Genomic DNA, 22,830 nt, shown 5'->3' on the forward strand with positions numbered 1-22,830 from the left:
ACGTCCGCTTGACGCCCGCATTGCGTCTGCACGACAACGGCGCGCGATCGACAGGTTTTGTTACATCGCGTGCCATTCGACTTACAGTCCGGCCGGCCGGGCGCGCGGCTTCACCCGCTACTCACCCGATACGCCGCCATGACCAAACCCTCGAATCTCGTCACCTCGATCACCGTCGACATCGACGCACCGACCTCCGTCGTCTGGGAAGTGCTGACCGACTTCCCGCGCTACGGCGAATGGAACACGTTCTGCGTCGGCTTCGAAACGACCGGCAGGCTCGGCGATTTCGTGCACATGCAGGTGCGCATTCCCGGCACGGAAACCGTGATTCCCGTCAACGAGATCCTCGTCGCGTGCGAACCGGAACGCCTGCTGTCGTGGGAGCAGCGCCCGACCGACGACAACAAGGACGCCGCGCGCCGCGACCAGTACATCGACGCGATCGGCGCGGAACGCTGCCGTTATTTCACGACCGACCAGTTCCTCGGCATCAACGCGGACGCGATCATGCAGAACCACGGTGCGTGGGTGAAACAGGGTTTCGACCAGTGCGCGCGCGACGTGAAGCGGCGCGCCGAAGCGCTCCATGCGGCACGCCGGCGCAACGGCGCCTGACCGGGAGCCGCCGATGCCCGATCTGCAAACGCTGTCCGACCATCACGACATCCGCGAACTGATCGTCGCGTATTCGACCGCGATCGACTATCGCGCGATGGGCGGCGTCGCGGGCCGTCGCATCAATCGAGCCGGAACGCCGCCTCGAACCGCTCGGCGAACGCGTCGAACTCGGTTTCCGGCAGGTGATTGATGCCGCCCGCGCGCTTGCGCCCGCCGCCGGTCGGAAAGCCGCGACAGAACTCGTCGGCGCCGAGCGGCCGGCCGTCGGGCACGCGCACGCTGACGACGAGCCCGCCGTCCGCGCGCGGCGACAGCACCGCGAGCGCCGCATGCGGCGCGTTGCGCATCCGCTCGTTCGCGAGCATGCCCGTCGCGCGCCGCGCCCATGGATGATCGGGCATCCGGACCAGCGTCGCGCCGGGCACCTCGCGCAGCGGCGCGAGTGCGCACGCCCGTGCCATGTCGTCGCGGTAGCCGTCGCGCAGCGCGGCGAATACGGCGGTCTCGCGCACGAACTCGAGCGGGTCGACGCACGGCAGCATCGCATCGGCAAGTGCCGCCGGGTCGAAATGCAGATCGCCGACACACTCGCCGTACGCGTTGTAGTTCAGGTAGAGGCCCAGTTCGGCGAGCGTGTCGCGCGCCGCGTCGTCGATCCCGTGCTCGCGCGCGAGCGCGCCGCCGAGCGCCGGCAGCTCGTCGCCGAATGCCGCGACGATCGCCCAGCGCACGTGCCGGCCGCCGAGATAACGGTTCACGATCGCGCTCGTGCAGACGTCGGCCGCCGTGTCGATATGCGCGTCGAAGCGCGGATCGTCGGGAAGCTCGCCCGCGAAGTGATGGTCGAAATAGCGGACCGTCGCGCCGTCGCGCAGCAGCCGCGCGCACGCATCGCGATTCTGGTCGTGCGACACGTCGAGCACGGTGACGATGTCGCCCGCGTGCGCGTCGATCCGCTCGAGCAGCTTGATGTCGCGCTTCACGCCGGTCACGAGCGTGCCGCGCACGCCCTCCGCGAGCCGCAGTTGCTGAAGCGCGCACAGGCCGTCCGCGTCGCCGTTGAACGCAAGGAAGTGTCGTTCGTCGTGGTTGTCCTGCATGATCCTTTGCTCCGTCGTCAGGGCATGAAATCGCCGCCATTTGCGTCGAGCGTCGCGCCCGTCACCGCGTTCGCGTAGTCCGACGCGAGGAACAGCGCCGCGCGCGCGCAATCGTCGTCGGTCGGCAGCTTCGCGAGCGCGATGTTCGACGCGACCGGCGCGATGACCTGCTCTTCCGTCATCCCGTATTCGGCCGCCGCCTGCCGGAAATACGTCCGGGTCGGTACGCCCCACATCCACCCCATGTGGATGCTGTTCGCGCGAATGCCGTGCACGCCGAGTTCGCGCGCCAGGTATTTTGCCGCAACGGCGAGCGCCCCCTTCGATACAGCGTAGCCGCCTTCCCCTGCAAACGGCTTGCGGGTCGCCTGCGTGTTGATCATCACGATCGCGCCGCGCTTGTGCCGCTTCATGTGCGGCACGACTTCCTGCGTAAGCGCCATCGTGCCGAACACGTTGGTGTCGAACACCGCGCGCCAGCCGTCGAGGTCGGCGTCCTCCACCGGTTCGGGAAACCTGCCGTGCACGAATGCGCTGTTCACGAGCGCATCGATCCGGCCGAAGCGCTCGACGGCCTGCGTCGCGAGCTGCCGGCATTGCGCGCGATCGGTGATGTCGGTCTTCACCTTCAGCACGTCGCAATCGACGCCGAGTGCACGGATCCGCGTTTCGGCGTCGTCGAGCTTTTCCGTCGTGCGCGCCGCGACGACCACGCCGCGCGCGCCCTCGCGCGCGGCCTCGACGGCGAGCTTCACGCCGAGCCCCGGCCCGATCCCGGAAATCACGACGATCTTGTCCTTCAGCAACATGGCTTGTCTCCTGGTTGTCGTTGGTCTCGCGAGCCGGGCCGTCAGCCGGCCGCCCGCAGGTGCCGCGCGCGATACGCGGCGAAGTCGCGCGCGAGCTGCGCATCGGTGAAGCCGAAGCGCGCGATCGAATAGTCGTGCGCGGCACGCTTGTCGCGGCCGTTGCGCGCCATCCAGTCGGTCATCGCCGTGCGCCGCCGCGCATCGAGCGGCAGGCCGGCAAACGCGTACACGGCCTCGGCCACGCCGAGCGGATTCGACACCGTGTCCTCGAAACGCACGTCGAGGAAGCGGCCGGCCGGCAGCGCATCGCGCGCGGCCATTGCGGCACCGATTGCGCGGGCCATCCCCGCGTTCCACTGCGCACCGACGGCAAGCGGATCGGGATCGTCCGCATACATCTGCCACAGCGTGTGCGCCATGCTGGCCATCGACGGAATCGTCTGCGCCGGGTCGCGGTGCGTAAGCACGACCTGCGCGCGCGGGAACACGCGGCACAGCACGTCGAGCGCATGCAGGTGCTGCGGCGTCTTCAGCAGCCAGCGCGCGGCCGGCGCGCCCCCGCGCTGCGCCTTCTGCCATTGCAGGAACTGCAGCATCCGCTTCAGGTACGTATAGACCGGCGTGAGATCCTGCCGTGCGAGCCACGCCGTATAACGCGGCACGTTGGCGTACGAATCCATCGCGCACACGAACGAGTGTTCCATCAGCATGAACTCCTCGTCGGCGAGCATCGCATCGAGCGGATGAATCGTCAGGATCTGCGGAATGCAGTCGATCATCGTCGCGACTTCGGCCTGCGCGCGGGCGATGCGCACCGCCGGCTCGGCCAGCGTCTCGCCCGCGAGCGGCGCCGGGTAGCGGGTTTCCCACCACGCGGCAGTATGGAAGCGCGGATCGACGGCCAGCAGCCGCTGCAACAGCGTCGTACCCGTGCGCGGCAGGCCGACGATCACGAGCGGATCGTCGATCGCGATGTCCGCGATCTCCGGATGGCGCCGGAAGTAATCCTCGACGACGAGCCGGTTCACGAGTTGCCCGACGAGCTTCTCGCGCATCATCGTCGCGCCGCGTTCGGACAGCTTCGCTTCGTCGATCAGCGACGCGCACATCACGTCGAGCGCCTCGCGATACGGTCCGTCGCCGAACGCGGTGAGCCCGCCCGTGCGCGACACGGCCTCGGCGATCAGTCCGTCGGCGTCGAGCCGCGTGCGGATCAGGTCGATCGGCGCGTTCATGCGGCCTCCTTCAGCGCGGCGAGCTTCACGACCCGCGTGCGCGGATGCACCGGCTGCGCGGCGCCGACCCAGCGCCAGCAGATCGTGCCGGTGCGATGCCCGGCCGTATCGAGCCAGTTCGCGTCGCCCGGCCGCGCGGCCGCGACGACCACCGTCACGCCACCGTCCGCATTCCGTCGCGCGCCGTGCTTGTTCACGCAGATATCGAAGTGCCGGTAGTCGAGCGACTCCATCCAGTAGTTGTTGAGCTGCACGTTCCAGAAATCGCAGTCGGGCACCGTGTCGACGTCGATCACGAGCGCCTCGTCGTCGGCCAGCTCCCAGCACGAGTGGTAGTAGTAGATGTTCGGGTCGCCGCCGACCGACTGGCACAGCGCCTGGTCGGCGGGCGGCAGCGCGTTCACGTGCGACCGGTAGCCCGCGGCCCAGTCGGCGAACAGCTTCGCCGTCTGCTCGACGAACTGCGCGGCGCGCGTGAGGCCGCCCTCCAACGCGAGCGGATCGAGCGGCGCCGGGCGGTCGTGTGCGCCGATGCGTTCGATCTTCAGTTGCGCGGGCGTCTCCGTGCGCCGGTCGAGGAAGGTCTGGCGCACCAGCAACGCGTTGGTGCCGGGCTCCATGCGTACCCAGTTGCCCGCGCGCGGTGTGTCGCCGAGCACGATCTCGAAGCTGCCGTCCGGTGCGATCTCGAGCTGCTTCGCATCGAGAAAGCCCGTCTGCAGCATCTTGCCGTCGGTCTCGTAGCCGCCCTTCTGCGTGCCGAAGCTCAGGTAGGCCACCGTGCCGCGCCGCCCCGTCACGCGGTATTCGCAACGGCCGTCGAGCCGCGCGTACTGGTACAGGTTGTCGGGATTGTCGGCGCCGATCTTCGCGGTCTCGTGCGACGGCGAGAAAAAGCCGGGCCACGCGCCGTCCGCGAATTCGACGTGCATTTCGAGCGCGATGCGCATCAGCCGGCTCAGGTAACGAAAGCCTTCCGCGCGTGTCAGCGGATCGTCCGGCGCCTCGGCGCGCAGGATCTGTTCGCCGCTGCGTTTCAGGGTGTCGCAGAAATCGGCCCAGGTCTGGCCCGAAAGCAATTGCGTGGCACGTGTGTCGTCCGTCATGTGTCGTCTCCGCCGATGGTCGAGCGCTCACCTTAAGCGCCGGCGTCGCGCACCTCCTCGTCCGGGTGGACTAAGGAAAGATCCGCTCCACGGCCGCGCCGCGGTTTAGTCCACCCGGACGAAGAGCGGCATGCCGCTCGCTCGATACCGTTGGCGTCATGCACGAAACGCCGCACATGTCGCGCGGCGCCGGCATGAAACAAGGAGACGAACGATGTTGACCCACTTGGAGCGACTGGAGGCCGAAAGCATCCACATCATGCGCGAGGTGGTGGCCGAGAGCGAGAACCCGGTGATGCTGTATTCGATCGGCAAGGACAGCTCGGTCATGCTGCATCTCGCGATGAAGGCGTTCTACCCGGCGAAGCCGCCCTTTCCGCTGCTGCACGTCGATACGACGTGGAAATTCCGCGAGATGATCGCGTTTCGCGACGAGACGGCCGCGCGCCTCGGCCTCGACCTGCGCGTGCACGTGAACCCCGACGGCATCGCGAACGACATCAATCCGTTCACGCACGGCTCGGCCATGCACACCGACGTGTGGAAGACGCAGGGGCTCAAGCAGGCGCTCGATCATTACGGCTTCGATGCCGCGTTCGGCGGCGCGCGCCGCGACGAGGAGAAATCGCGCGCGAAGGAACGCATCGTGTCGCTGCGCTCGGAGCAGCACCGCTGGGACCCGAAGCGCCAGCGTCCCGAACTCTGGTCGCTGTACAACGCGCGCAAGCGCAAGGGCGAAAGCCTGCGGGTGTTCCCGATCTCGAACTGGACCGAACTCGACATCTGGCAGTACATCCAGCTTCACGACATTCCGATCGTGCCGCTCTACTTCGCGAAGGAACGGCCCGTCGTCGAACGCGACGGCGCGCTGATCATGGTCGACGACGAACGCATGCCGCTGCGCAAAGGCGAAGTGCCGCAGATGCGCAAGGTGCGCTTTCGCACGCTCGGCTGCTACCCGCTGACGGGCGCGATCGACAGCGACGCGAGCTCGCTCGACGACATCCTTCGGGAAATGCGCGAGACGCGCACGTCGGAACGACAAGGACGCCTGATCGACAGCGATTCGGCCGGCTCGATGGAAAAGAAGAAACAGGAGGGATATTTCTGATGGCACACGTTCTCACCGCGCCCGAGGCGCCCGCACACGCGACGCCCAACATGCACGCCGCCGATGCGCAGACGAAGGACCTGCTGCGCTTCATCACGTGCGGCAGCGTCGACGACGGCAAGAGCACGCTGATCGGCCGCCTGCTCTACGAATCGAACATGCTGTTCGACGACCAGCTCACGCAGCTCGAAGCCGATTCGAAGAAGGTCGGCACGCAGGGCGGCGAGCTCGATTTCGCGCTGCTCGTCGACGGCCTGTCGGCCGAGCGCGAACAAGGGATCACGATCGACGTCGCGTACCGCTTCTTCGCGACCGCGCGCCGCAAGTTCATCGTCGCCGACACGCCCGGCCACGAGCAGTACACGCGCAACATGATCACCGGCGCGTCGACCGCCGATCTCGCCGTGATCCTGATCGACGCGCGCAAGGGCGTGCTCACGCAGACGCGCCGTCATAGCCATCTCGTCGCGCTGATCGGCATCAGGCGCGTGGTGCTCGCGATCAACAAGATGGACCTGGTCGACTACGACCGGGCCGTGTTCGAGCGCATCGACGCCGACTATCGCGCGTTCGCGGCCGAGCTCGGGCTGGCGGAGATCGTCAGCATCCCGATGTCGGCGCTGCGCGGCGACAACGTGATCGCGCCGGGCACGCGGATGCCGTGGTACGCGGGCCCGACGCTGATGCAGCATCTCGACACGCTGCCGCTTGCCGCGCGCGTGACGCGCGACGAGCCGTTCCGGCTGCCGGTGCAGTGGGTCAACCGCCCGCACCTGAATTTCCGCGGCTACGCGGGCAGCATCGCATCGGGCGAGATCCGCGTCGGCGAGCGCGTGCGCGTGCTGCCGTCCGGCAAGGAGAGCCGCGTCGCGTCGGTGATCACGCAACGCGGCGAAAGCGGCATCGCGCACGCCGGCGACGCGGTGACGCTCACGCTCGCCGACGAGATCGACATCAGCCGCGGCGACATGATCGCGCGCGCGGACGCGCCGCCCGAGGTGGCCGACCAGTTCGAGGCGACGCTCGTGTGGATGCACGACGCGCCGCTGCTGCCCGGCCGCCCGTATCTCGTGAAACTCGGCACGCAGACGGTCGGCGCGACCTGCGCGACGCCGAAGTACAAGGTCGACGTGAACACGCGCGAGCATCTCGCGGCGCGCACGCTCGCGCTCAACGAAATCGGCGTGTGCAACCTGAGCTTCGACCGGCCCGTGGCGTTCGATCCGTACGACCGCAACCGCCACACGGGCGGCTTCATCGTGATCGACCGTTTCACCAACGACACGGTCGGTGCCGGGATGCTGCACTTCGCGCTGCGCCGCGCGCACAACGTGCACTGGCAGGCCGTCGACGTCGACCGCGCCGCGCGTGCCGCGCAGAAGGCGCAGACGCCGCGCATCGTGTGGCTGACGGGGCTGTCGGGCGCCGGCAAGTCGACGATCGCGAACCTCGTCGAGAAGCGGCTGCACGCGCTCGGCAAGCACACGTACCTGCTCGACGGCGACAACGTGCGGCACGGGCTCAATCGCGATCTCGGCTTCACCGAGGCCGATCGCGTGGAGAACACCCGGCGCGTCGCCGAAGTCGCGCGGCTGATGCTCGACGCGGGGCTCATCACGCTCGTGTCGTTCATCTCGCCGTTCCGCTCGGAACGCGAGATGGCGCGTGCGCTCGCCGGCCCCGACGAGTTCGTCGAGGTGTTCGTCGACACGCCGCTCGCGGTCGCCGAGGAGCGCGACCCGAAGGGCCTGTACAAGAAGGCGCGGCGCGGCGAGCTGAAGCATTTCACGGGCATCGATTCGCCGTACGAGCCGCCCGCGCGGCCCGAACTGCGCGTCGATACGGTCGCCGAGTCCCCCGACGAAGCGGCCGGGCGCATCGTCGCTTACCTGCTGCGCGAGCGCGCGGCGTAGGCGCCGCAGGCGGGCAGCCCGGCGGTTGCCCGCCGGCCCGCCCGGGCGCGCCGCCTCCTCCGTTCGGATGACGCGGGCCGCCGGGCGGCCGGTATGCTGGCTCGGGAACCCTTCACCCCGATCCAGGAGAACACGAGCATGCCCATCGCGCTGGCACCCGGCGATCCGGCCGCGCACGACGGCTTCGACGACGCGGCGTGGACGGCGCGCGAACTCAGCGCGTGGCTCGGGCTCGTCTACCAGGGCCCGTCGGAAGCGACCCCGTGGGCCGGCTTCCTCGAAGCGGTCCGCGTGCGGCTCGACGCGCGCTTCACGACACTGGTGCTGCGCAACCCGGGCGGCGCACGGCACGGGCTCATCATCAACGCGTCGGCGCACGGCCCGCTGCTGCCCGGCGAACCGTCGTACAGCGAGCAGTTCTATGCGCTGTGCCCGTTTCTCGATCAGCCGCCCGGCCAGGTCTTCACGGCCGACCGGCTGTTCGGCGAAACCGCGTGGCGCGCGCACGATTTCTACCGGCAATACCTGCAGCCGCTCGACCTGCGCTACATCCTCGGCGCGAACCTGCGCGGCGAACGCGGCGTCGAATGCGCGTTCTTCGTGAGCCGCGCGCACGGCGGGCGGGACTTCGACGCGACCGAACGCGCGCAGGTCGCGACGCTGCTGCCGCACCTGCAGCGGGCAGTCGAGCTGCACGCGGCGTTCGACGTGCTCGATGCCGAACGCGCGCTGTACGCGGGCACCGTCGACCGGCTCGATGTCGGCACGGCGATCGTCGACGAGGACGGCCGCGTGATCAAGCGCAACCGCATCGCCGAGCGGCTGATCGAGCAGCAGGACGGGCTGTGCGTGCGCCACGAGCGGCTCCACGCATCGTGCCCGCTCGACGAGCGCCGGCTGCAGAAGGCATTGCAGGCCGCGCTCGAGCATTTCCGCGCGGGCGCGCTCGCCCGCATCGAAGCCACCACGCTGTCGCGCCCCGGCGGCGCGATGCCGTTGAGCGTGCTGCTGCGCCCGCTCGCCCCCTACCGCGGCGCCGAGGACCGCCGGCACCGGCCGGCCGTCGCGGTGTTCGTGCGCGATCCCGTGTCGTCGCCGCAGACGTCGCGCGACATGCTGCACCGGCTGTTCCGGCTCACGCCGATGGAAACCGAAATCGCGCTGCTGCTCGTCGACGGGCTGACGCTCGACGAGGCCGCCGCCGCGACCGGCATCACGAAGAACACCGCACGCGCGCACCTGCGCGGCATCTTCGCGAAAACGGGCGCAACGCGGCAGGCCGTGCTCGTGAAGACGCTGCTCAACAGCGTCGTGTCGATGGCGTAGCGGCCGCGAGCGCAGCCGCCGGACGGGTTGCCTAGGAGATGCACCACGCGCGCGGGTCGCCACCGGGTATCCCGGCGATTGGCACACACTCGTTTCATGTCATATGTCATCAGACATTGACGGCCGCCCGAAGAATCTCATGAAATTCCCCAATATCCGGGTAATTCCCGGGTAAACCCGCGACGTCTCCATCGGCACTCAGGCGTACCATGTCATACGACGACATACTACACAGCCCCGCCCGACCGGAGACACGCTTGAACCCGCCCTCGCCCGCCCTGCCCGGACGCGACCCGCTCGCGTCCGCCGTCTCGAAAGTGAAGTGGCATGTGCTGCCGCTCGTGCTGATCATGTTCATCGCGAACTACATCGACCGCGTGAACGTCGGCTTCGTCGATCGCCACCTCGAAGCGTCGATCGGCATCGGCGCGGCCGCGTACGGCCTCGGTGCCGGGTTGTTCTTCGTCGGCTATGCGCTGTTCGAGGTGCCGTCGAACCTGCTGATGCAGCGCTACGGCGCCCGCGTGTGGCTCGCGCGGATCATGGCGACGTGGGGCATCGTCGCGGCCGCGATGGCGTTCGTGTGGAACGACACGTCGTTCTATGCCCTGCGCTTCCTGCTCGGCGCGGCCGAGGCCGGTTTCTTCCCCGGCGTCGTGCTGTACCTGTCGCAATGGCTGCCGCCGCAGGAACGCGGCAAGGCGATGGCGATCTTCCTCGGCGGCTCCGCGTTCGCGTCGGTGCTGTCCGGGCCGGTCACCGGTGCGCTGCTGTCGATCCGCGGCTTCGGCCTCGAAGGCTGGCAGTGGATGTTCCTGATCGAAGGACTGTTCTCCGTCGCGCTGTGCGGTGCGAGCTGGCTGCTGCTGAAATCGCACATCCGCGACGCGACGTGGCTCACCGCCGAGGAACGCACGGCACTGCAGAACGCGCTCGACGAGGAACGCTCGGCGCGCGACGTCCGTTCGAACGTGCCGGTGCGCGCCACCGCGCTGCTGCGCGATCCGCAGATCATGCTGTTCTGCTTCCTGTATTTCTCGATCCAGCTGACGATCTACGCGGCCACGTTCTGGCTGCCGACGATCATCCGCAAGATGGGCGGCCTCACCGATTTCCAGGTCGGCCTGTACAACACGATTCCGTGGATGATCGCGATCGGCGCGATGTACGGCTTCGCGGTGCTGTCGTCGAAATGGAAGCATCCGCAGCGCTGGCTCGCGTTCGCGCTCGTGCTCGCCGCGTGCGGGCTGTTCGCGTCGACGTCGCACGATCCGGCCTGGTCGTTCGCGTCGATCTGCTTCGCCGCGCTCGGCTTCAAGGCCGCGGCGTCACTGTTCTGGCCGATCCCGCAGGGCTATCTCGACACGCGCGTGGCCGCGGCCGTGATCGCGCTGATCAACTCGGTCGGCAACCTCGGCGGCTTCGTCGCGCCGACGGCCTTCGGCTATCTGAAGCAACATACGGGTTCGATCACGGGCGGGCTGTATGCGCTCGCGATCGCTTCGCTCGTCGCCGCCGTGGCCGCGCTGTTCGCGCGCACGCACCGGCGCAGCGATCCGCCGCGCGGCCTGCCGGCCGACACCGCCCCGACGAACGCATCGATGCTCCGCCATGCCGAACACTGATCGCCTGACCGTCGTCGTCTCGAACGCCGCCGACGCCGACCTCGCCACGTTTTCGCTCGCGGCCGACGGCACGCTCGCGCCGCTCGCCCGCTATCCCGCAGCCGACGTCGCGATGCCGATCGCCGTGCAGGCCGACCGCGCGCGGCTCTACGTCGCGACGCGCGGCGAACAGCCGACGATCGTCGCGTTCCGCGTCGTGCCGGCCACCGGCGCGCTCGTGCGCATCGGCGCGACCGCGATCGACGCGAGCCATGCGTACCTGTCGCTCGACCGCGACGGCCGCTGGCTGCTCGGCGCGTCGTACGGCGGAAATTCGCTGAGCCTCTACGACGCCGCGCGCGTGCGCGACGGCGACGGCACGCCGCTGCAGGTCGTGGGCGGCATCGCGAACGCGCACTCGGTGATCGTGTCGCCGGACAACCGTTTCGCCTATGTCAGCTCGCTCGGCTCGGATCGCGTGTTCAGCTTCGCGCTGGTCGAGGACGCGGCCGGCCTGCGCGCGCTCGAACACGGCGAAACGCGCGTGCCGGCCGGGTTCGGCCCGCGCCACCTGCAGTTCGCGCGCGACGGCCGAGTGCTCGTCGTCGTCAGCGAATTCCAGGCCACGCTCGCCACGTTCGCGCGCGACCCCGATACCGGCCGGCTCGGCGAGGCGCACGTGAGTGCGCGCCATCCGGCCGTCGCCGAACTCGCGCCGGGCCATGCGCGGCCGCCCGCGCCCACCGAGCCCTCCGTCTGGGCCGCCGACCTGCACCTGAGCCCCGACGAGCGTTTCGCCTACGTCAGCGAACGCACGTCGAGCCGCCTGCTCTGCTATCGCCGCACCGCAGACGGCACGTTCGAGCCCGCGCATGCAACGGCCACCGAAACGCAACCGCGCGGGTTCGCGATCGACCCGTCGGGGCGCTGGCTCGTCGCGTGCGGCGAACAGTCGGAATACGTGTCGGTGTATGCGATCTCGCAGGACGATGGCGCGCTGTCGCCGCACGCACGCGTGCCGGGCGGGCGCGGCGCGAACTGGGTCGAGATCGTCTGAAGAAGGGATACGTGGAGCATGAACCGGCAGTCCCGCCACGCGGGCCGGCGCATGCCCGCGTTCAGCGCCGCTCGCTCGGCGCGACACCCGTCCAGCGCTTGAACGCACGCGTGAAGTTCGCGCGATCCGTATAACCGACGCGCGCGGCGATCTCGTCCACCGGCAGCCGCGTCCCCTCGAGCAGCCGCAGCGCGTCGCGCAACCGGATCTCGTCGAGCAGCGCCGAATAGGTCGCACCGTATTCGGCGAGCTTGCGCTTGAGCGTACGCGCCGATACATGCAGCTCGCGCGCGACGTCGTCGACCGCCGGATAGCCGCCCTCGCCGCAGATCAGCAGGTTGCGCACGCGCTCGACGATGCTCTCCGCATACCCGAGCCGCGCGAGTTCGGCCTCGCACTGCTGCACGATCATCTGCGCGGTGTGCGCGTTCGCGGTGCCGATCGGTTCGTCGAGCAGCGCGGCATCGCAACGGATGCGGTTCGCGCTCGCGTCGAAATGGCAGCGCGGCAGGCGCGCGCGATAACGCTCGAACCACGGCGGCTCGGGCCATTCGAAGTGGAGTTCGGCGCGCGACTGCAGCGTGCGCGCCGGCACCGGATACAGCAGCGAATTGAACAGGATCGCCGTCTCGACCAGGAAGTTCTCGACCGCGAACTGCCGCAGCCGGCCGAGCGGAAACGCTTCGAGCACGTCGATGTCGACGGTCCCGTCGAGCCGCGCGAGCCGCACCGAGAAGAACGGCACGCGCGTCGGCAGGTAGCGGATGCCGAGCGAGATCGCCTCGCCGAGCGTCGCGCAGCTCATCAGCCCGAAGCCGATCAGTCCCGCTTTCGTCAGGCTGCTGCGCAGGCCGATCTCGATCGCGATCGACGGATCGTCCGTCGCGTCGAGCAGGTTGAACACGATCGCCGCCTGTTGCAGCGGCGTGATGCGCGCATCGGGCTGCGCGAGCCGGTCGCGCTCGACACCCGAGCCCGCGAGAATGCGGCCGCCGTCGATACCGCGCTCCTCGGCCAGCATCAGCATGAACAGCGCATACGCGGACGACACCGTCGCCTTGTTCAACTGGCGCGCGGCATCCGGGACGGACAGGGCCATGCGGAGGACTCCGGAGCGGTTTCGGCGGATTGTAGCGCCGCTGGCCCGCAATGACACCGGGGCGAGACTCTAGCCGCGCCGGCCGGCCAACGTGGCCCGAAATGACACCGCCATTGGCACCCGCGGCCCTCGCGGGCGGCCCGGTGCGCGCCTATGCTTGTCACATCGGCATAACGCCCCACTCTTTCCGCAGGAATCCGGTCGATGAGCCAACCCGCACGAACCGCCTTTCGCCACGACGCGGACAAGGTCGCGTACGTCCGCCGCGAGGTCAACGCCGCGAGCGACGCGATCCGCGCGCGCTTTCCGCTGCTCGACAACCAGAACCTCGTCGGCGCGACCGTGATGGCCGTGTCGGTGAGCGCAATGCTCGCGATCGCCTGGCTGTATGCGCGCGGGGCGATCGCGTGGTACGTCGCGCTGCCGCTCGCCGCGTTCGTCACGTCGCTGATCCACGAGCTCGAGCACGACCTGATCCACCTGATGTACTTCAAGAAGACGCCGTGGGCCTATCACCTGATGATGGCGCTGTGCTGGCTCACGCGGCCCGGCACGATCAACCCGTGGACGCGGCGGCGCATGCACCTGCATCACCACAAGGTGTCGGGCGGCGAATCGGATCTCGAGGAATTCGGCATCACCAACGGCGAGCGCTGGGGCGTGAAGCGCCTGCTGATGATCGCCGACGGCATGCTCGCCGTCGTGCTGCGGCCGGCCGCGATGCGCCGCAAGGTGAAGCAGTACGTGGCAGCGCAACCGGTGCAGGACCCGTCCGAACGCATGCAGTTGCGCGTCGAGCAGGTGTCGTCGTACATGCCGGTCGGTCACGTGTATTACGTGCTGTGGCATGCGTTCATCGTCTATCACGCCGGCCTGTTCGCGCTGCATGCGTTCGGCTACGCGGTGACGGTGCCGGCCATCGTCGCGCGCGCGATGAGCGTCGTCGATTTCCTGGCCGTGGTGTGGCTCGGGCCGAATTTCGTGCGCAGCTTCTGCATCAACTTCGTCAGCTCGAACATGCATTACTTCGGCGATATCGATTCACGCAACGTGATCCAGCAGACGCAGGTGCTCAACCCGTGGTGGATGCTGCCGTTCCAGCTGTTCTGCTTCAACTTCGGCAGCACGCATGCGATCCATCACTTCGTGGTGCGCGACCCGTTCTACATTCGCCAGCTGACCGCGCGCACTGCGCATGCGGCGCTGCGTGAAGTCGGCGTGCGCTTCAACGACGTCGGCACCTTCGCGCGTGCGAATCGCTGGGGCCCGTATCGACCGTCGCGCCGCGCTCGCCACGCGCAAGCCGACGCGTGATGTAAAACCGGCGCCGCGCCGGCTCAGCCGCCGATCGGCGGCATCGGCCCTTGCCCGCGGATCCACGACCAGTTCGCGAGCTCGGCCATTTCCTTGTCGCCGCGGCTGTCGCCGTACGCGAACAGCTGTTTCGGCGGCCGGCTGCCCCACCACCCGCGCAGCCGCACGACCTTCTGCGGCCCCCAGCAGTTTTCGCCGTCGAGCCGGCCGGCAAACGTGCCGCGCTCGAACGCGAGCCGCGTCGCGAGCACCGCATCGAAGCCGGCCGTCTTCGCCCACTTCTCCAGGTACAGCGACGGCGACGCGCTCACCAGCACGACTTCGTGCCCGCGTGCCCGGTGCTCGCGAATGCGTTCGAGCATTTCCGGACGCACGAGGCCCGGCAGATAGGTGTCGACGAACGTACGCGCCTGCGCATCGAGTGCGTCCTCGCGCACGGGCCCGAACGCGAACGACGCGAACTTCGCTTTCGCATCGCCACGCGACAGCAGCCCGGCCTTCATCGCGACGATCCACGGCAGCGCACGCAGCCCGGCCCATGCGAAGCGCGGCGTGCCGACCGCATAGCGGACGAAATGGCGAAAGCTGTCGGTCGTCGTGATGGTGCCGTCGAAATCGAATGCGGCAACGATGCGGTCGGTCATGGAGAATCGGCGGGAAAGCAATGAGATGCCCGGGAAGATAGCAGACTCGCGCCGGTGCACGTGAAATGGCGTGACGCGGCGTGGCCTGCGCAGCGAACGCGCGCGCCGCGGCGCGCGCATCCGTGCGCTTCGTGCCCTATGCGCCGTTCGCTCAGCGCTGCGGCCGCGCCGCCAGCGCCGCCGGCAGCACGACGTTCATCAGGTGATCGGCGCGCGACAGCAGATCGGTCACGCGCTCGTCGAGCCCGCGCAATTGCGCGGGTTGCATGCGGATCTGCTGCACCGCCTGCCCGACGATGTTGCGGCGGTCGAACAGCGTGCGCTCGATGCCCGCATCGTCCGGTGCGCGCACGACGTCCGACACCGCGCTCAGCGCCGCGAGTACGACCACGAGATTTTCTTCCGCATGGCGAACCTTCGCGGCGAGTTCCTCGGTGCGGCGCGGAAAGAAACCGAGCGACTGCTTGAGCGCACCGAGCGCCGCCCGGTAGTCGACATGGCCCGCCGCCCCGCCGAACCAGCGTTCGAACATGCCGGCCTTGCGCGTCGCCTGCGCGAGCATGCCGGCCATCATGTCGGCCGCGCCGAGTTCGTTGAATTCGCGCGTGGTGGCCGCGACGGCTTCGACGAGGTTGCCTGCCGTCTCCAGCGCGCCGTCGCCGATCGTCGCGACCGTCGTGAGCTTCAGCGGTACCAGTTGCCGGATGTGCCGCTCGATGCGCGGCGCGTAGTCGGGATAGAGATTCGGGAAGCTGGCCTGCGCGGCGCGGAAGCATGCTTCGAGCTGCGGATGGTTCGACTCGCCGAACACCGCGCGGCCGACCGCCTCGGCCGGCGCGGTGCGCACGGGCCTGTCGGGCGCCGGCCCGAAGTCGAGCGCCTGCGGTGCCGGCCGCTCGGGCGCGCGCGCGCCCTGCGTCGCGGCCGCGGGCGGCGCGTCGAACGCAAGACGCCCGGGCGTGCGCTCGGGCGTCGTATCGAACTCGAGCCGCTTCGGCTCGTCGGACGGATTCGTCATCGCTGCTTCCTGCCCGGCGCGGCGGTGTCCCGCCGGCCGGACTGCCGCCAGTCAGACCGCGCCGCCGTACGCGCGCACGAAGTCGCCCAGGCCGCGGTTGTAGCCGGCGCCGACCGCCTTGAACATGAAGTGGCCGTCGCGGCGATAGAAGCTGCCCACCTGCACCGACGTCTCCATCGAGAAGTCCTCCTCGAGTGCGTACTTCGCGATCACCGCGCCCGACACCTCGTCGGCGATCTGGATGTAGCTGTTGCGCACCTGGCCGAAATTCTGGCGGCGCGCTTCGGCCTGGTCGATCGTCACGACCACCGAGATTTCCTCGATGTCCGCGGCGAGCTTCGTCACGTCGATGAAGATCACTTCGTCGTCGCCGCCGCCGCTGCCCGTGCGGTTGTCGCCGCTGTGCACGACACCCAGGCACTTCGACGCGGGCATCCCGCGCTTCGGGAAATCGTCGCCCGGCTGGATGAAGGTTTCCTTGCGCTCCATCGTGCGCACTTCGCTGTTGTAGAACACGAAATGCTGATCCGAGATCAGCTTCGGATTGCTCTGCGCGTCGTACTTGCACAGGAACACCGACACGTCGAGATCGAAATCCGTGCCCGTGTCCGTCGCGTTCGCGTCCCAACCGAGACCGATGCGGAATTTCTGCGTGCCGGGCGCTTCCTTCGACAGGTTGACGCGACCGCCTTTCGACAAATTGATCATCTGAACCTCTTCTGCTGGAACCGCCGTTGCGCCGGCGGCAATGCCGGGCCGCCCTGCGCGGCCCCCTCGTTGATGGTTTGCGTGCCGCGCGCGGCGCGTGCTTATTCGCCGGCCACCGCGGTGCGGTCTTCCTTGCGCTGCACGACGATCGACGACCACACGGCCGCGGCGATCATCGCCGCGCCGACCAGGCCCGTGATGACCTCCGGCACCTCGAATTTCACGCCGAGGAACATGATCGTTGCGAGCGCACCGATCGCCCAGAATGCGCCGTGCTCGAGATAGCGATATTGCGCGAGCGTGCCCTTCTTCAGCAGCACGAGCGTCATCTCCCGGATATAGGCCGCGCCGACGCCGAGGCCGAGCGCGATCAGGAAGATGTTGTTCGACAGCGCGAATGCGCCGATCACGCCGTCGAAGCTGAACGACGAATCGAGCACCTCGAGATACATGAAACCCGCGACGCCTTCGCGCACCACGCGCGTGCCCGTTTCCTCGCCGCCGATCAGGTCGCCGATACCGTGCGCGATCACGAAGCTGATCACGCCGAACGCGCCTGCCAGCAGGAAGGCGACCTGTTCCGCCGACGGCACGTAGAACGACGCGATGATCACGATCGCGAGCGTCAGCGCCACTTCCAGCGCGGTGATGCGGCCGAGATGGCGCATCGGGCCTTCGAGGAAGCCGATCCAGTGCTCGTCCTTCTCGGTGTCGAGCATGAACTTGAAGAACACCATCAGCAGGAACGCGCCGCCGAACGCCGACACCTGGTGATGCGCGGAAGTCAGGATCGCCGCGTACTTCTCCGGCGACTCGATCGCGAGCGTCAGCGCATCCCACATGCCGATGTGGCCGATCACCGCGACGATCAGCAGCGGGAACACGAGCCGCATGCCGAACACGGCGACCGGCAGGCCGAACACCATGAAGCGGTTGCGCCACTTCTCCGACCAGTTCTTGAGCACGGAGGCGTTGACGACCGCGTTGTCGAGCGACAACGAGATTTCGAGCACGCACAGGACCGCGACGATCAGCATGTCTTTCACGCCGCCGAGGAAATACGCGGCGACCAGTGCGAGCGCCGTGAGCGACAGCGGGATCTTGAAGTCTTTCAACATGATGTGGAGTTTCGAGTTTCGGGAAAAAATGACGTGCGGGTCGCGCTTACTTCGCGCGCACCCAGTCGCAGAATTCCTGCGTGATCAACTGTTCGTAGATCTGTTCGTCGCTGATGTCGAGCGATTCGAGATGCAGGAAGCCGACGTTCGGCATCTCTTCCGCGATTTCCGCGAGGAAGCCGAATTCGCTCGGGTCGCCGACGCCGACGAGCGACCAGTACAGCGGGTAGTGCTGCGACTCGGCCAGCAACTGGCGCACGCGCTTGCGATCGTTCTTCGGGTTCTGCCCGTCGGTGACGAACAGCACCCATGCGGGCAGATGGCCGTTGACCGGCGCGGAAGCCGCTGGTGCCGGCGTCTCGTCCGCGCCGCCGAACAGCCGGCTCAGGAACCCGCGCTTCTCTTCGCGTTGCGGCGACGGCTGCGGCGCGCGGAAGAAGAAGTCGACGATGTCGTTCATCACCGGCGCGTACTGCGTGCCGCCCCATTTGTCGATCCGCGCTTCGAGCACGTGGTCGGAAATGTACGAGCCGTAGTTGTCCGGCGTCGCGGTCGGCAGCCGGTTGTAGCCTTCGGTGAAGGTCCACGTGTCGACTTCGCCGTTGTCGTCGAACTTCAGTGCGATGCCGAGGATCCGGTCGTGCGTCTCCTGGATCACGCCCGACTGGTAGAGCGGCTTCGCGGAGCCGGAGATGTCGAGCGCCGCGCCGACGCGCACGACGGGCGGCTTCAGGATCTGGCGTTTTTCGAGGACGATCGCGACCTTCGCCGCGCGTTTCTCAAGCGTAATCATGCGGTGTTCTCTCAGTTCTCTCAGTTGTGCTTCGGAGCGAATCGGGTGATCAGGTCCTGTTCGAGCTGGCGCAGGCGCGGCGCGTCCTGCTCGCGCTGGCGCTTGCCGTCGGCGATGATCTGCGTGATGTCGTCGAATGCGCCGAACAGCTGCTGCTGCGCGTATTCGAACGTGTCGGTCGAGATCACCGGGCGCTGGCCGAGCTTCGCGACTTCCTGCGCGTTCTGGCGGTTCAGGTCGGCCTGCGCGCGGATCGCCTCGTCGGCCGCGTCGTACGTCGCGTTCGCGAGTGCCGCCGCGCGCTTCGTGCTGAGCTGCTCGAGGTAGAGCGCGAACGCATTGGTCCACGCGGGGATCAGCACGGTCTTGATCGTCATGAACTTCGACGTCAGCGTGCGTTTCTGGTCCTGCTCCATGCGGATCTGCGGCGCGAGCTGCTTCGACATCAGCATCGCGCGGTCGAGGTCGTCGAGCTTGCTTTCGAGCGCGTCGACCTTGCGCTTCACGTCGAGCAGGCGTTGTGCGGCGAACGCGTCGTCCGCCGGCTGCTGGCCGGCCGCGAGATGCGCACGCAGCGTCGCGAGCGCCGTTTCGCCGTGCGCCTTCGACTGCGCGAGCTCCTGGTGCAGCGCGTAGTTGTCGTTGTACATCCGCTCGAGCTCGTCGATGCCGGCCTTCTGGCGCCGCGCATGGCTCTCGAGCTCGACGACGAGCGTGTCCATCCGCTTGCTCACCGATTCGTATTGCGACAGCAGCTTCTCCTTGGTCGAGCGAAACAGCCGCGTGACCTGCGTGAGCAGCCCGCCCTTGTCGGCGCCGCGCGGATCGAGCCCCTTCGCGGTCGCGATCAGTTCGTTGAGCTTGTCACCGAACTGGTCGGCATCCGACGCGCGGACGCTCGCGAGAATCTGCTGGGAAAAAGCGGCGATCCGCGTGCCCTGCGTCGCGCCGAGCTGGTCGATCTCGTCGACGGTGATCAGGCGGACATTCTCCGCCGGGCGCGCGGCCGGCACAGTGACGGCGGCGGCAGGCACGGCGACGGGTGACGAAGACGGGGTGGAAGGACGATCGCTGACCGCATCGGAGTTCTTGTCATCGAATAGCGGCTTCATGTGGCTACCACGTTTCCTTTTCTGCTTTCTGCTGCGTGTTGTCGTGCGCGCGTGGCGCGCATCCGCGATTGCCGCCGTGCTCTCTCACGGGCGGCAGACGGACAATAAATGGCCCGAGCGCCTTGCGTCAAGGGAAGGAATTCTTTCAATTTCCATTCATTTTGTAAGGTGGCGGACGGACGTCATGCAGGAGCGCCGCCACTCCTGCCGCGATGCGGGCTGGCCACGCGAGATTCGGACGCGCCGAAACTTACATGTCGGATCAATGCGAAAGAGAAATGAAACCGCCTGTTTGAGCGGGTTTCAGACGGCGCGCACACGTGGCCAAGCCCCTCTTGGGCACCGATCGCGCATTACCGATCCCGCACGCGATTCATCCCGAGCCTGGGCAGGATGAACGGCACCGATCGGTCACGAATCGTAAAATCCCATCGTCCGTCGATGTCCACGAACGTCGCGCTGAAATGCCGGTCGTCGGCCCACGCGAGGTCGTCCAGATGGCACGACGCATACATCGCGCCGACCGTGCGCCGCGCAATTTCCTTCAATGGATCCTTCGACACGAGCGTGAACGTGACGGCCTCCTCGAACAGGCAGTCGTAGTCGGTGACGAGCAGATAAGCGGCCGGCGTCTCGAACTGGCGAAGCAGTACGTAACCGGAAACCGTGAGGCCGGAGCGCTCGCCGTTCACGAGCACGGCGGTACGCGACGGCCACGTTTCGTACGGACCGTCGTGCGTTTCGAGCGCGAAACGCTCGATCGGCTTCATCGCCGGGCCGGTTGGCCGAGATCGTGTGCCGGAAGCATCGGCGCGTCAGTTCGCGGCCTTGCGGTACAACGCGACATATCCCGCGAGAATCAGCAGCAGCGCCCCGCTGACGCGGTTCAGCCACTTCTCGCCGGCCGCTTTCCACACGCGCACCGAGTGCACGCCGAGCAGCGCGTAGCCGGTCATCCCGACGACGTCGATCGCGACGATCGTCGCTGCGAGGATCGCGTACTGCGGCGCGATCGCGTGCGACCGGTCGACGAACTGCGGCAGCAGCGCGGACATGAACAGGTAATACTTCGGGTTGCTCATTGCGACGAAAAAACTCTTCAGGAACGCGGTCCGGCGATCGGGCATCGCCTGATCGACTGCCTGCGCGGCAGCACGACCACCGGACGAGAGCAGCATCCGCACACCGACATAGGCAAGCCACGCGGCACCGGCCAGCTTCAGCGTGACGAACGCCGTTTCCGATGCTTCGAGCAGCATCCCGAGACCGAACCCGACCAGCGCAACCATCACGACATCGGCGGTGACGGCACCGAGCATGCCGACCAGTGCGTGACGCAATCCGTACCGTGAGCCGTTGCTCATCGCGAGCAACACCGTCGGGCCGGGCGTCGCGACGCCGACGGAGAGGATCAGGGCAAAAGCGAGCAAGGCGGACAACGACATGGCGTGGCGTTCCTTCTGAAGGGAGCTTGCGAACGGGATGGCGTCGCCGTCTTCGGCCGCGCGGGCCGCTGCCGGCGCGCGCGAATCATGACGACGCATTCGAACGACCGATGATCGCATGTTCGCCCCGAGGTCCGCTCGGCGGTTGCGTGGCGTCGATCCCAGCGAGGGACCGCTACGATCTCGGTGCGTGTTGTGCGACGGCGCTGTTCGGCGGGAAGACGACGTTCCGTGCGACCGTGCGCAACGTCACGAACAAGTCGTACTGGTCGTCGACGACCGGCGGGCACCTGATACAAGGCGAGCCGCGGTCGGTATGGCTGTCGATGACGACGGATTTCTGACGATTGCCGAAGGGAGTGGCGGGCTGCCGCCAGAGTTTGCTATACTCTCGGTCTTCCGGAGAGATGGATGAGTGGTTTAAGTCGCACGCCTGGAAAGCGTGTATAGGTTAATCGCCTATCGGGGGTTCGAATCCCCCTCTCTCCGCCAGGATGTCAGCAAAAACGGGCCGCTCGGCCCGTTTTTCGTTTCTGCACGCCCAAGCGCCCGACAATCGTCGCTGCGCCGACATGCCCGCCATCATGCGCTTCGCATCGACTTCCGCCTTCAGGCATCGGGCAAGCGGGTCAGCCATGCAGTTCAATACTGCGACTCATCGCTTCATCGTTTTTCTCGACGCGACGACAGCGCCATTCAATCCATCGTTCCGAACTCGATAACGATCGCGTTTCGGCATCGCCGACAAGGATGCCGACTCGTTTTTCATCCCGTGTCGACTGTCCGCCACTGCGCGAAAACCTGCGTGCGCAGTTCATGACCATGATGCAACCGAACATGGCGCATTCGCCCGCCATGAACGGAAATGCATTCGCCGGCCCGGGAATGATGATGGCCATGGGCTTTGCGAATCAGGTCATCGACACGGCGGTTTCGCCGGCACCCATCGCACATCGCCCCCCCGCACCCCGCTCGCTAAAGATGTGTATTCTTCTGACGATATCCGAGGTTTCAGCTCCGCGAGTCAGATCCATGCGATTCAATCCAGGGTTCGCCATGACGATTGTCGCTTCGACGATGCTGTCAGCTTGCGCAACGGCATTTTCGCCGCCGTCGATCACCACCACCGTCGCGGTGACCTCTCCCCCGCCGGCCGACAAGGCGCTGCGCGACGGCGGATCGTCTACCGACCTGTCGGTCATCGGTCAGCCTGCATCCCCGTTTCGCACGCTGCTTTCCGTTCGCGAGTGCACTGCCGGCAAATGCGCGGCGGGAATCGCCATGCCGACGCTTGCGGTCACGGTTCAACGCGTGTCCGAAGGACAGGCGGCGATACGCTTCTCGGTCAGCGGTGAGATCGGCAGCAGCCAGACGCTGAAATCGCAAACCGGGAACGCCGCGTCGGAAGTGACGATGTCGATCCCGTCGAGCGCGACACCGATCAACGATCGCTTTGCCGTTGACCGGGTCGCGACGATCAAGGTCGGCGAGTTTCGCCACGTGGCGCTGCCGCATGGCATCCGTGCGTATGTGTGCGTCGCGATACCGAACGCCAAGGGGATGACGGACGGCAGCTGCGATTTCAGCCGGGTACAGACGACCAAGGGCGCCGAGCTCGGCATTTCCGCGCTCTGACCCGCCCGTCACGGCGCCGGCACTGGCTGCCCAGGCACGCGAGCATGCCGAACGACACCCGC

At 67.5% G+C, this 22,830-nt stretch carries 21 protein-coding genes, 1 tRNA gene and 1 pseudogene; 10 read left to right on the forward strand and 13 right to left on the reverse strand.

From position 1 onward, the window contains the following. Nucleotides 1–138 precede the first annotated feature (138 nt). Nucleotides 139–618, forward strand: a complete 480-nt coding sequence (locus ACTJLD_RS40150) for an SRPBCC domain-containing protein (RefSeq protein WP_440661611.1) — start codon at nt 139–141, stop codon at nt 616–618. 122 nt (nt 619–740) lie between these two features. On the opposite strand, the gene ACTJLD_RS40155 is transcribed toward ACTJLD_RS40150, so the two are convergent. Genes ACTJLD_RS40155 through ACTJLD_RS40170 form a run of 4 tightly spaced genes read right to left on the reverse strand, consistent with a single transcriptional unit; the run spans nt 741 to nt 4,871 of the window. Next, nucleotides 741–1,721 (reverse strand): acetyltransferase, encoded by a 981-nt coding sequence (locus tag ACTJLD_RS40155; RefSeq protein ID WP_440661613.1) that lies wholly within the window; start codon nt 1,719–1,721, stop codon nt 741–743. Nucleotides 1,722–1,738: 17 nt separating this feature from the next. Beyond that, entirely contained in the window at nt 1,739–2,530 is a 792-nt protein-coding gene (locus ACTJLD_RS40160; RefSeq protein ID WP_091925860.1) for an SDR family oxidoreductase, read from the reverse strand. 41 nt (nt 2,531–2,571) lie between these two features. Beyond that, a complete protein-coding gene (locus ACTJLD_RS40165) occupies nt 2,572–3,765 on the reverse strand; it encodes a sulfotransferase family protein (RefSeq protein ID WP_440661614.1) in 1,194 nt (397 codons plus the stop codon). After that, a complete protein-coding gene (locus tag ACTJLD_RS40170; RefSeq protein WP_440661616.1) occupies nt 3,762–4,871 on the reverse strand; it encodes a DUF1214 domain-containing protein in 1,110 nt (369 codons plus the stop codon). Before ACTJLD_RS40170 ends, ACTJLD_RS40165 begins: the two co-directional genes overlap by 4 nt. A 130-nt stretch (nt 4,872–5,001) precedes the next feature. Between ACTJLD_RS40170 and cysD the strand changes: the two genes are divergently transcribed. The 5 genes from cysD to ACTJLD_RS40195 all read left to right on the forward strand — a co-directional run bounded on the left by cysD (nt 5,002) and on the right by ACTJLD_RS40195 (nt 11,882). Beyond that, nucleotides 5,002–5,982 (forward strand): sulfate adenylyltransferase subunit CysD, encoded by a 981-nt coding sequence (gene cysD / locus ACTJLD_RS40175; protein ID WP_440661617.1) that lies wholly within the window; start codon nt 5,002–5,004, stop codon nt 5,980–5,982. Beyond that, on the forward strand, nt 5,982–7,895 hold the full coding sequence (gene cysN, locus ACTJLD_RS40180; protein WP_440661619.1) for a sulfate adenylyltransferase subunit CysN: 1,914 nt from the start codon (nt 5,982–5,984) through the stop codon (nt 7,893–7,895). The genes cysD and cysN overlap by 1 nt, the downstream gene beginning before the upstream one ends. 138 nt (nt 7,896–8,033) lie before the next feature. Then, nucleotides 8,034–9,221 (forward strand): helix-turn-helix transcriptional regulator, encoded by a 1,188-nt coding sequence (locus ACTJLD_RS40185; RefSeq protein WP_440661620.1) that lies wholly within the window; start codon nt 8,034–8,036, stop codon nt 9,219–9,221. Between the two features lie 257 nt (nt 9,222–9,478). Continuing rightward, nucleotides 9,479–10,846 (forward strand): MFS transporter, encoded by a 1,368-nt coding sequence (locus ACTJLD_RS40190; protein WP_440661622.1) that lies wholly within the window; start codon nt 9,479–9,481, stop codon nt 10,844–10,846. Then, nucleotides 10,833–11,882 carry a lactonase family protein gene (locus ACTJLD_RS40195; protein WP_440661624.1) on the forward strand — a complete coding sequence of 350 codons (1,050 nt, stop codon included), beginning with the start codon at nt 10,833–10,835 and terminating at the stop codon, nt 11,880–11,882. The genes ACTJLD_RS40190 and ACTJLD_RS40195 overlap by 14 nt, the downstream gene beginning before the upstream one ends. Nucleotides 11,883–11,943: 61 nt before the next feature. Here ACTJLD_RS40195 and ACTJLD_RS40200 read toward each other — a convergent pair whose 3' ends face one another. Beyond that, nucleotides 11,944–12,981 (reverse strand): AraC family transcriptional regulator, encoded by a 1,038-nt coding sequence (locus ACTJLD_RS40200; RefSeq protein WP_440661625.1) that lies wholly within the window; start codon nt 12,979–12,981, stop codon nt 11,944–11,946. Nucleotides 12,982–13,185: 204 nt separating this feature from the next. Here ACTJLD_RS40200 and ACTJLD_RS40205 point away from each other — a divergent pair, with 204 nt between their 5' ends. Beyond that, a complete protein-coding gene (locus ACTJLD_RS40205; RefSeq protein WP_027786914.1) occupies nt 13,186–14,295 on the forward strand; it encodes a fatty acid desaturase in 1,110 nt (369 codons plus the stop codon). Nucleotides 14,296–14,318: 23 nt separating this feature from the next. Here ACTJLD_RS40205 and ACTJLD_RS40210 read toward each other — a convergent pair whose 3' ends face one another. From ACTJLD_RS40210 to ACTJLD_RS40245, 8 genes are all read right to left on the reverse strand, one after another. Continuing rightward, nucleotides 14,319–14,939: an HAD family hydrolase gene (locus ACTJLD_RS40210; protein ID WP_027786913.1), complete on the reverse strand. Its 621-nt coding sequence runs from the start codon at nt 14,937–14,939 to the stop codon at nt 14,319–14,321. 151 nt (nt 14,940–15,090) lie between these two features. Further along, complete coding sequence (locus tag ACTJLD_RS40215; RefSeq protein WP_059692997.1) at nt 15,091–15,957, reverse strand: hypothetical protein; 867 nt, start codon at nt 15,955–15,957, stop codon at nt 15,091–15,093. 51 nt (nt 15,958–16,008) lie between these two features. Beyond that, nucleotides 16,009–16,665, reverse strand: coding sequence for a TerD family protein (locus ACTJLD_RS40220; protein WP_021163605.1), 657 nt, complete (start codon nt 16,663–16,665; stop codon nt 16,009–16,011). 101 nt (nt 16,666–16,766) lie between these two features. Beyond that, the gene (locus ACTJLD_RS40225; RefSeq protein WP_440661629.1) at nt 16,767–17,783 is read right to left on the reverse strand and encodes a DUF475 domain-containing protein; all 1,017 of its coding nucleotides are present in this window, start codon (nt 17,781–17,783) and stop codon (nt 16,767–16,769) included. Nucleotides 17,784–17,829: 46 nt separating this feature from the next. Next, the gene (locus ACTJLD_RS40230) at nt 17,830–18,576 is read right to left on the reverse strand and encodes a VWA domain-containing protein (RefSeq protein ID WP_027786910.1); all 747 of its coding nucleotides are present in this window, start codon (nt 18,574–18,576) and stop codon (nt 17,830–17,832) included. Between the two features lie 20 nt (nt 18,577–18,596). Then, on the reverse strand, nt 18,597–19,688 hold the full coding sequence (locus ACTJLD_RS40235; protein ID WP_027786909.1) for a toxic anion resistance protein: 1,092 nt from the start codon (nt 19,686–19,688) through the stop codon (nt 18,597–18,599). Between the two features lie 353 nt (nt 19,689–20,041). Then, on the reverse strand, nt 20,042–20,458 hold the full coding sequence (locus ACTJLD_RS40240) for a hypothetical protein (RefSeq protein ID WP_059692993.1): 417 nt from the start codon (nt 20,456–20,458) through the stop codon (nt 20,042–20,044). A gap of 45 nt (nt 20,459–20,503) precedes the next feature. Beyond that, a complete protein-coding gene (locus ACTJLD_RS40245; RefSeq protein ID WP_027786907.1) occupies nt 20,504–21,133 on the reverse strand; it encodes a LysE family translocator in 630 nt (209 codons plus the stop codon). 155 nt (nt 21,134–21,288) lie between these two features. On the opposite strand from ACTJLD_RS40245, the pseudogene ACTJLD_RS40250 reads away from it, so the two are divergent. From ACTJLD_RS40250 to ACTJLD_RS40260, 3 genes and pseudogenes are all read left to right on the forward strand, one after another. Next, a pseudogene (locus ACTJLD_RS40250) lies at nt 21,289–21,477 on the forward strand (hypothetical protein); the annotation flags it as partial. Between the two features lie 57 nt (nt 21,478–21,534). Then, nucleotides 21,535–21,625: transfer RNA gene (locus ACTJLD_RS40255), tRNA-Ser, on the forward strand. Between the two features lie 258 nt (nt 21,626–21,883). Further along, nucleotides 21,884–22,768, forward strand: coding sequence for a DUF2939 domain-containing protein (locus ACTJLD_RS40260; protein WP_440661632.1), 885 nt, complete (start codon nt 21,884–21,886; stop codon nt 22,766–22,768). Nucleotides 22,769–22,830: the final 62 nt, after the last annotated feature.

Source organism: Burkholderia sp. 22088 (genome assembly GCF_052045915.1).
GTDB lineage: Bacteria > Pseudomonadota > Gammaproteobacteria > Burkholderiales > Burkholderiaceae > Burkholderia > Burkholderia cepacia.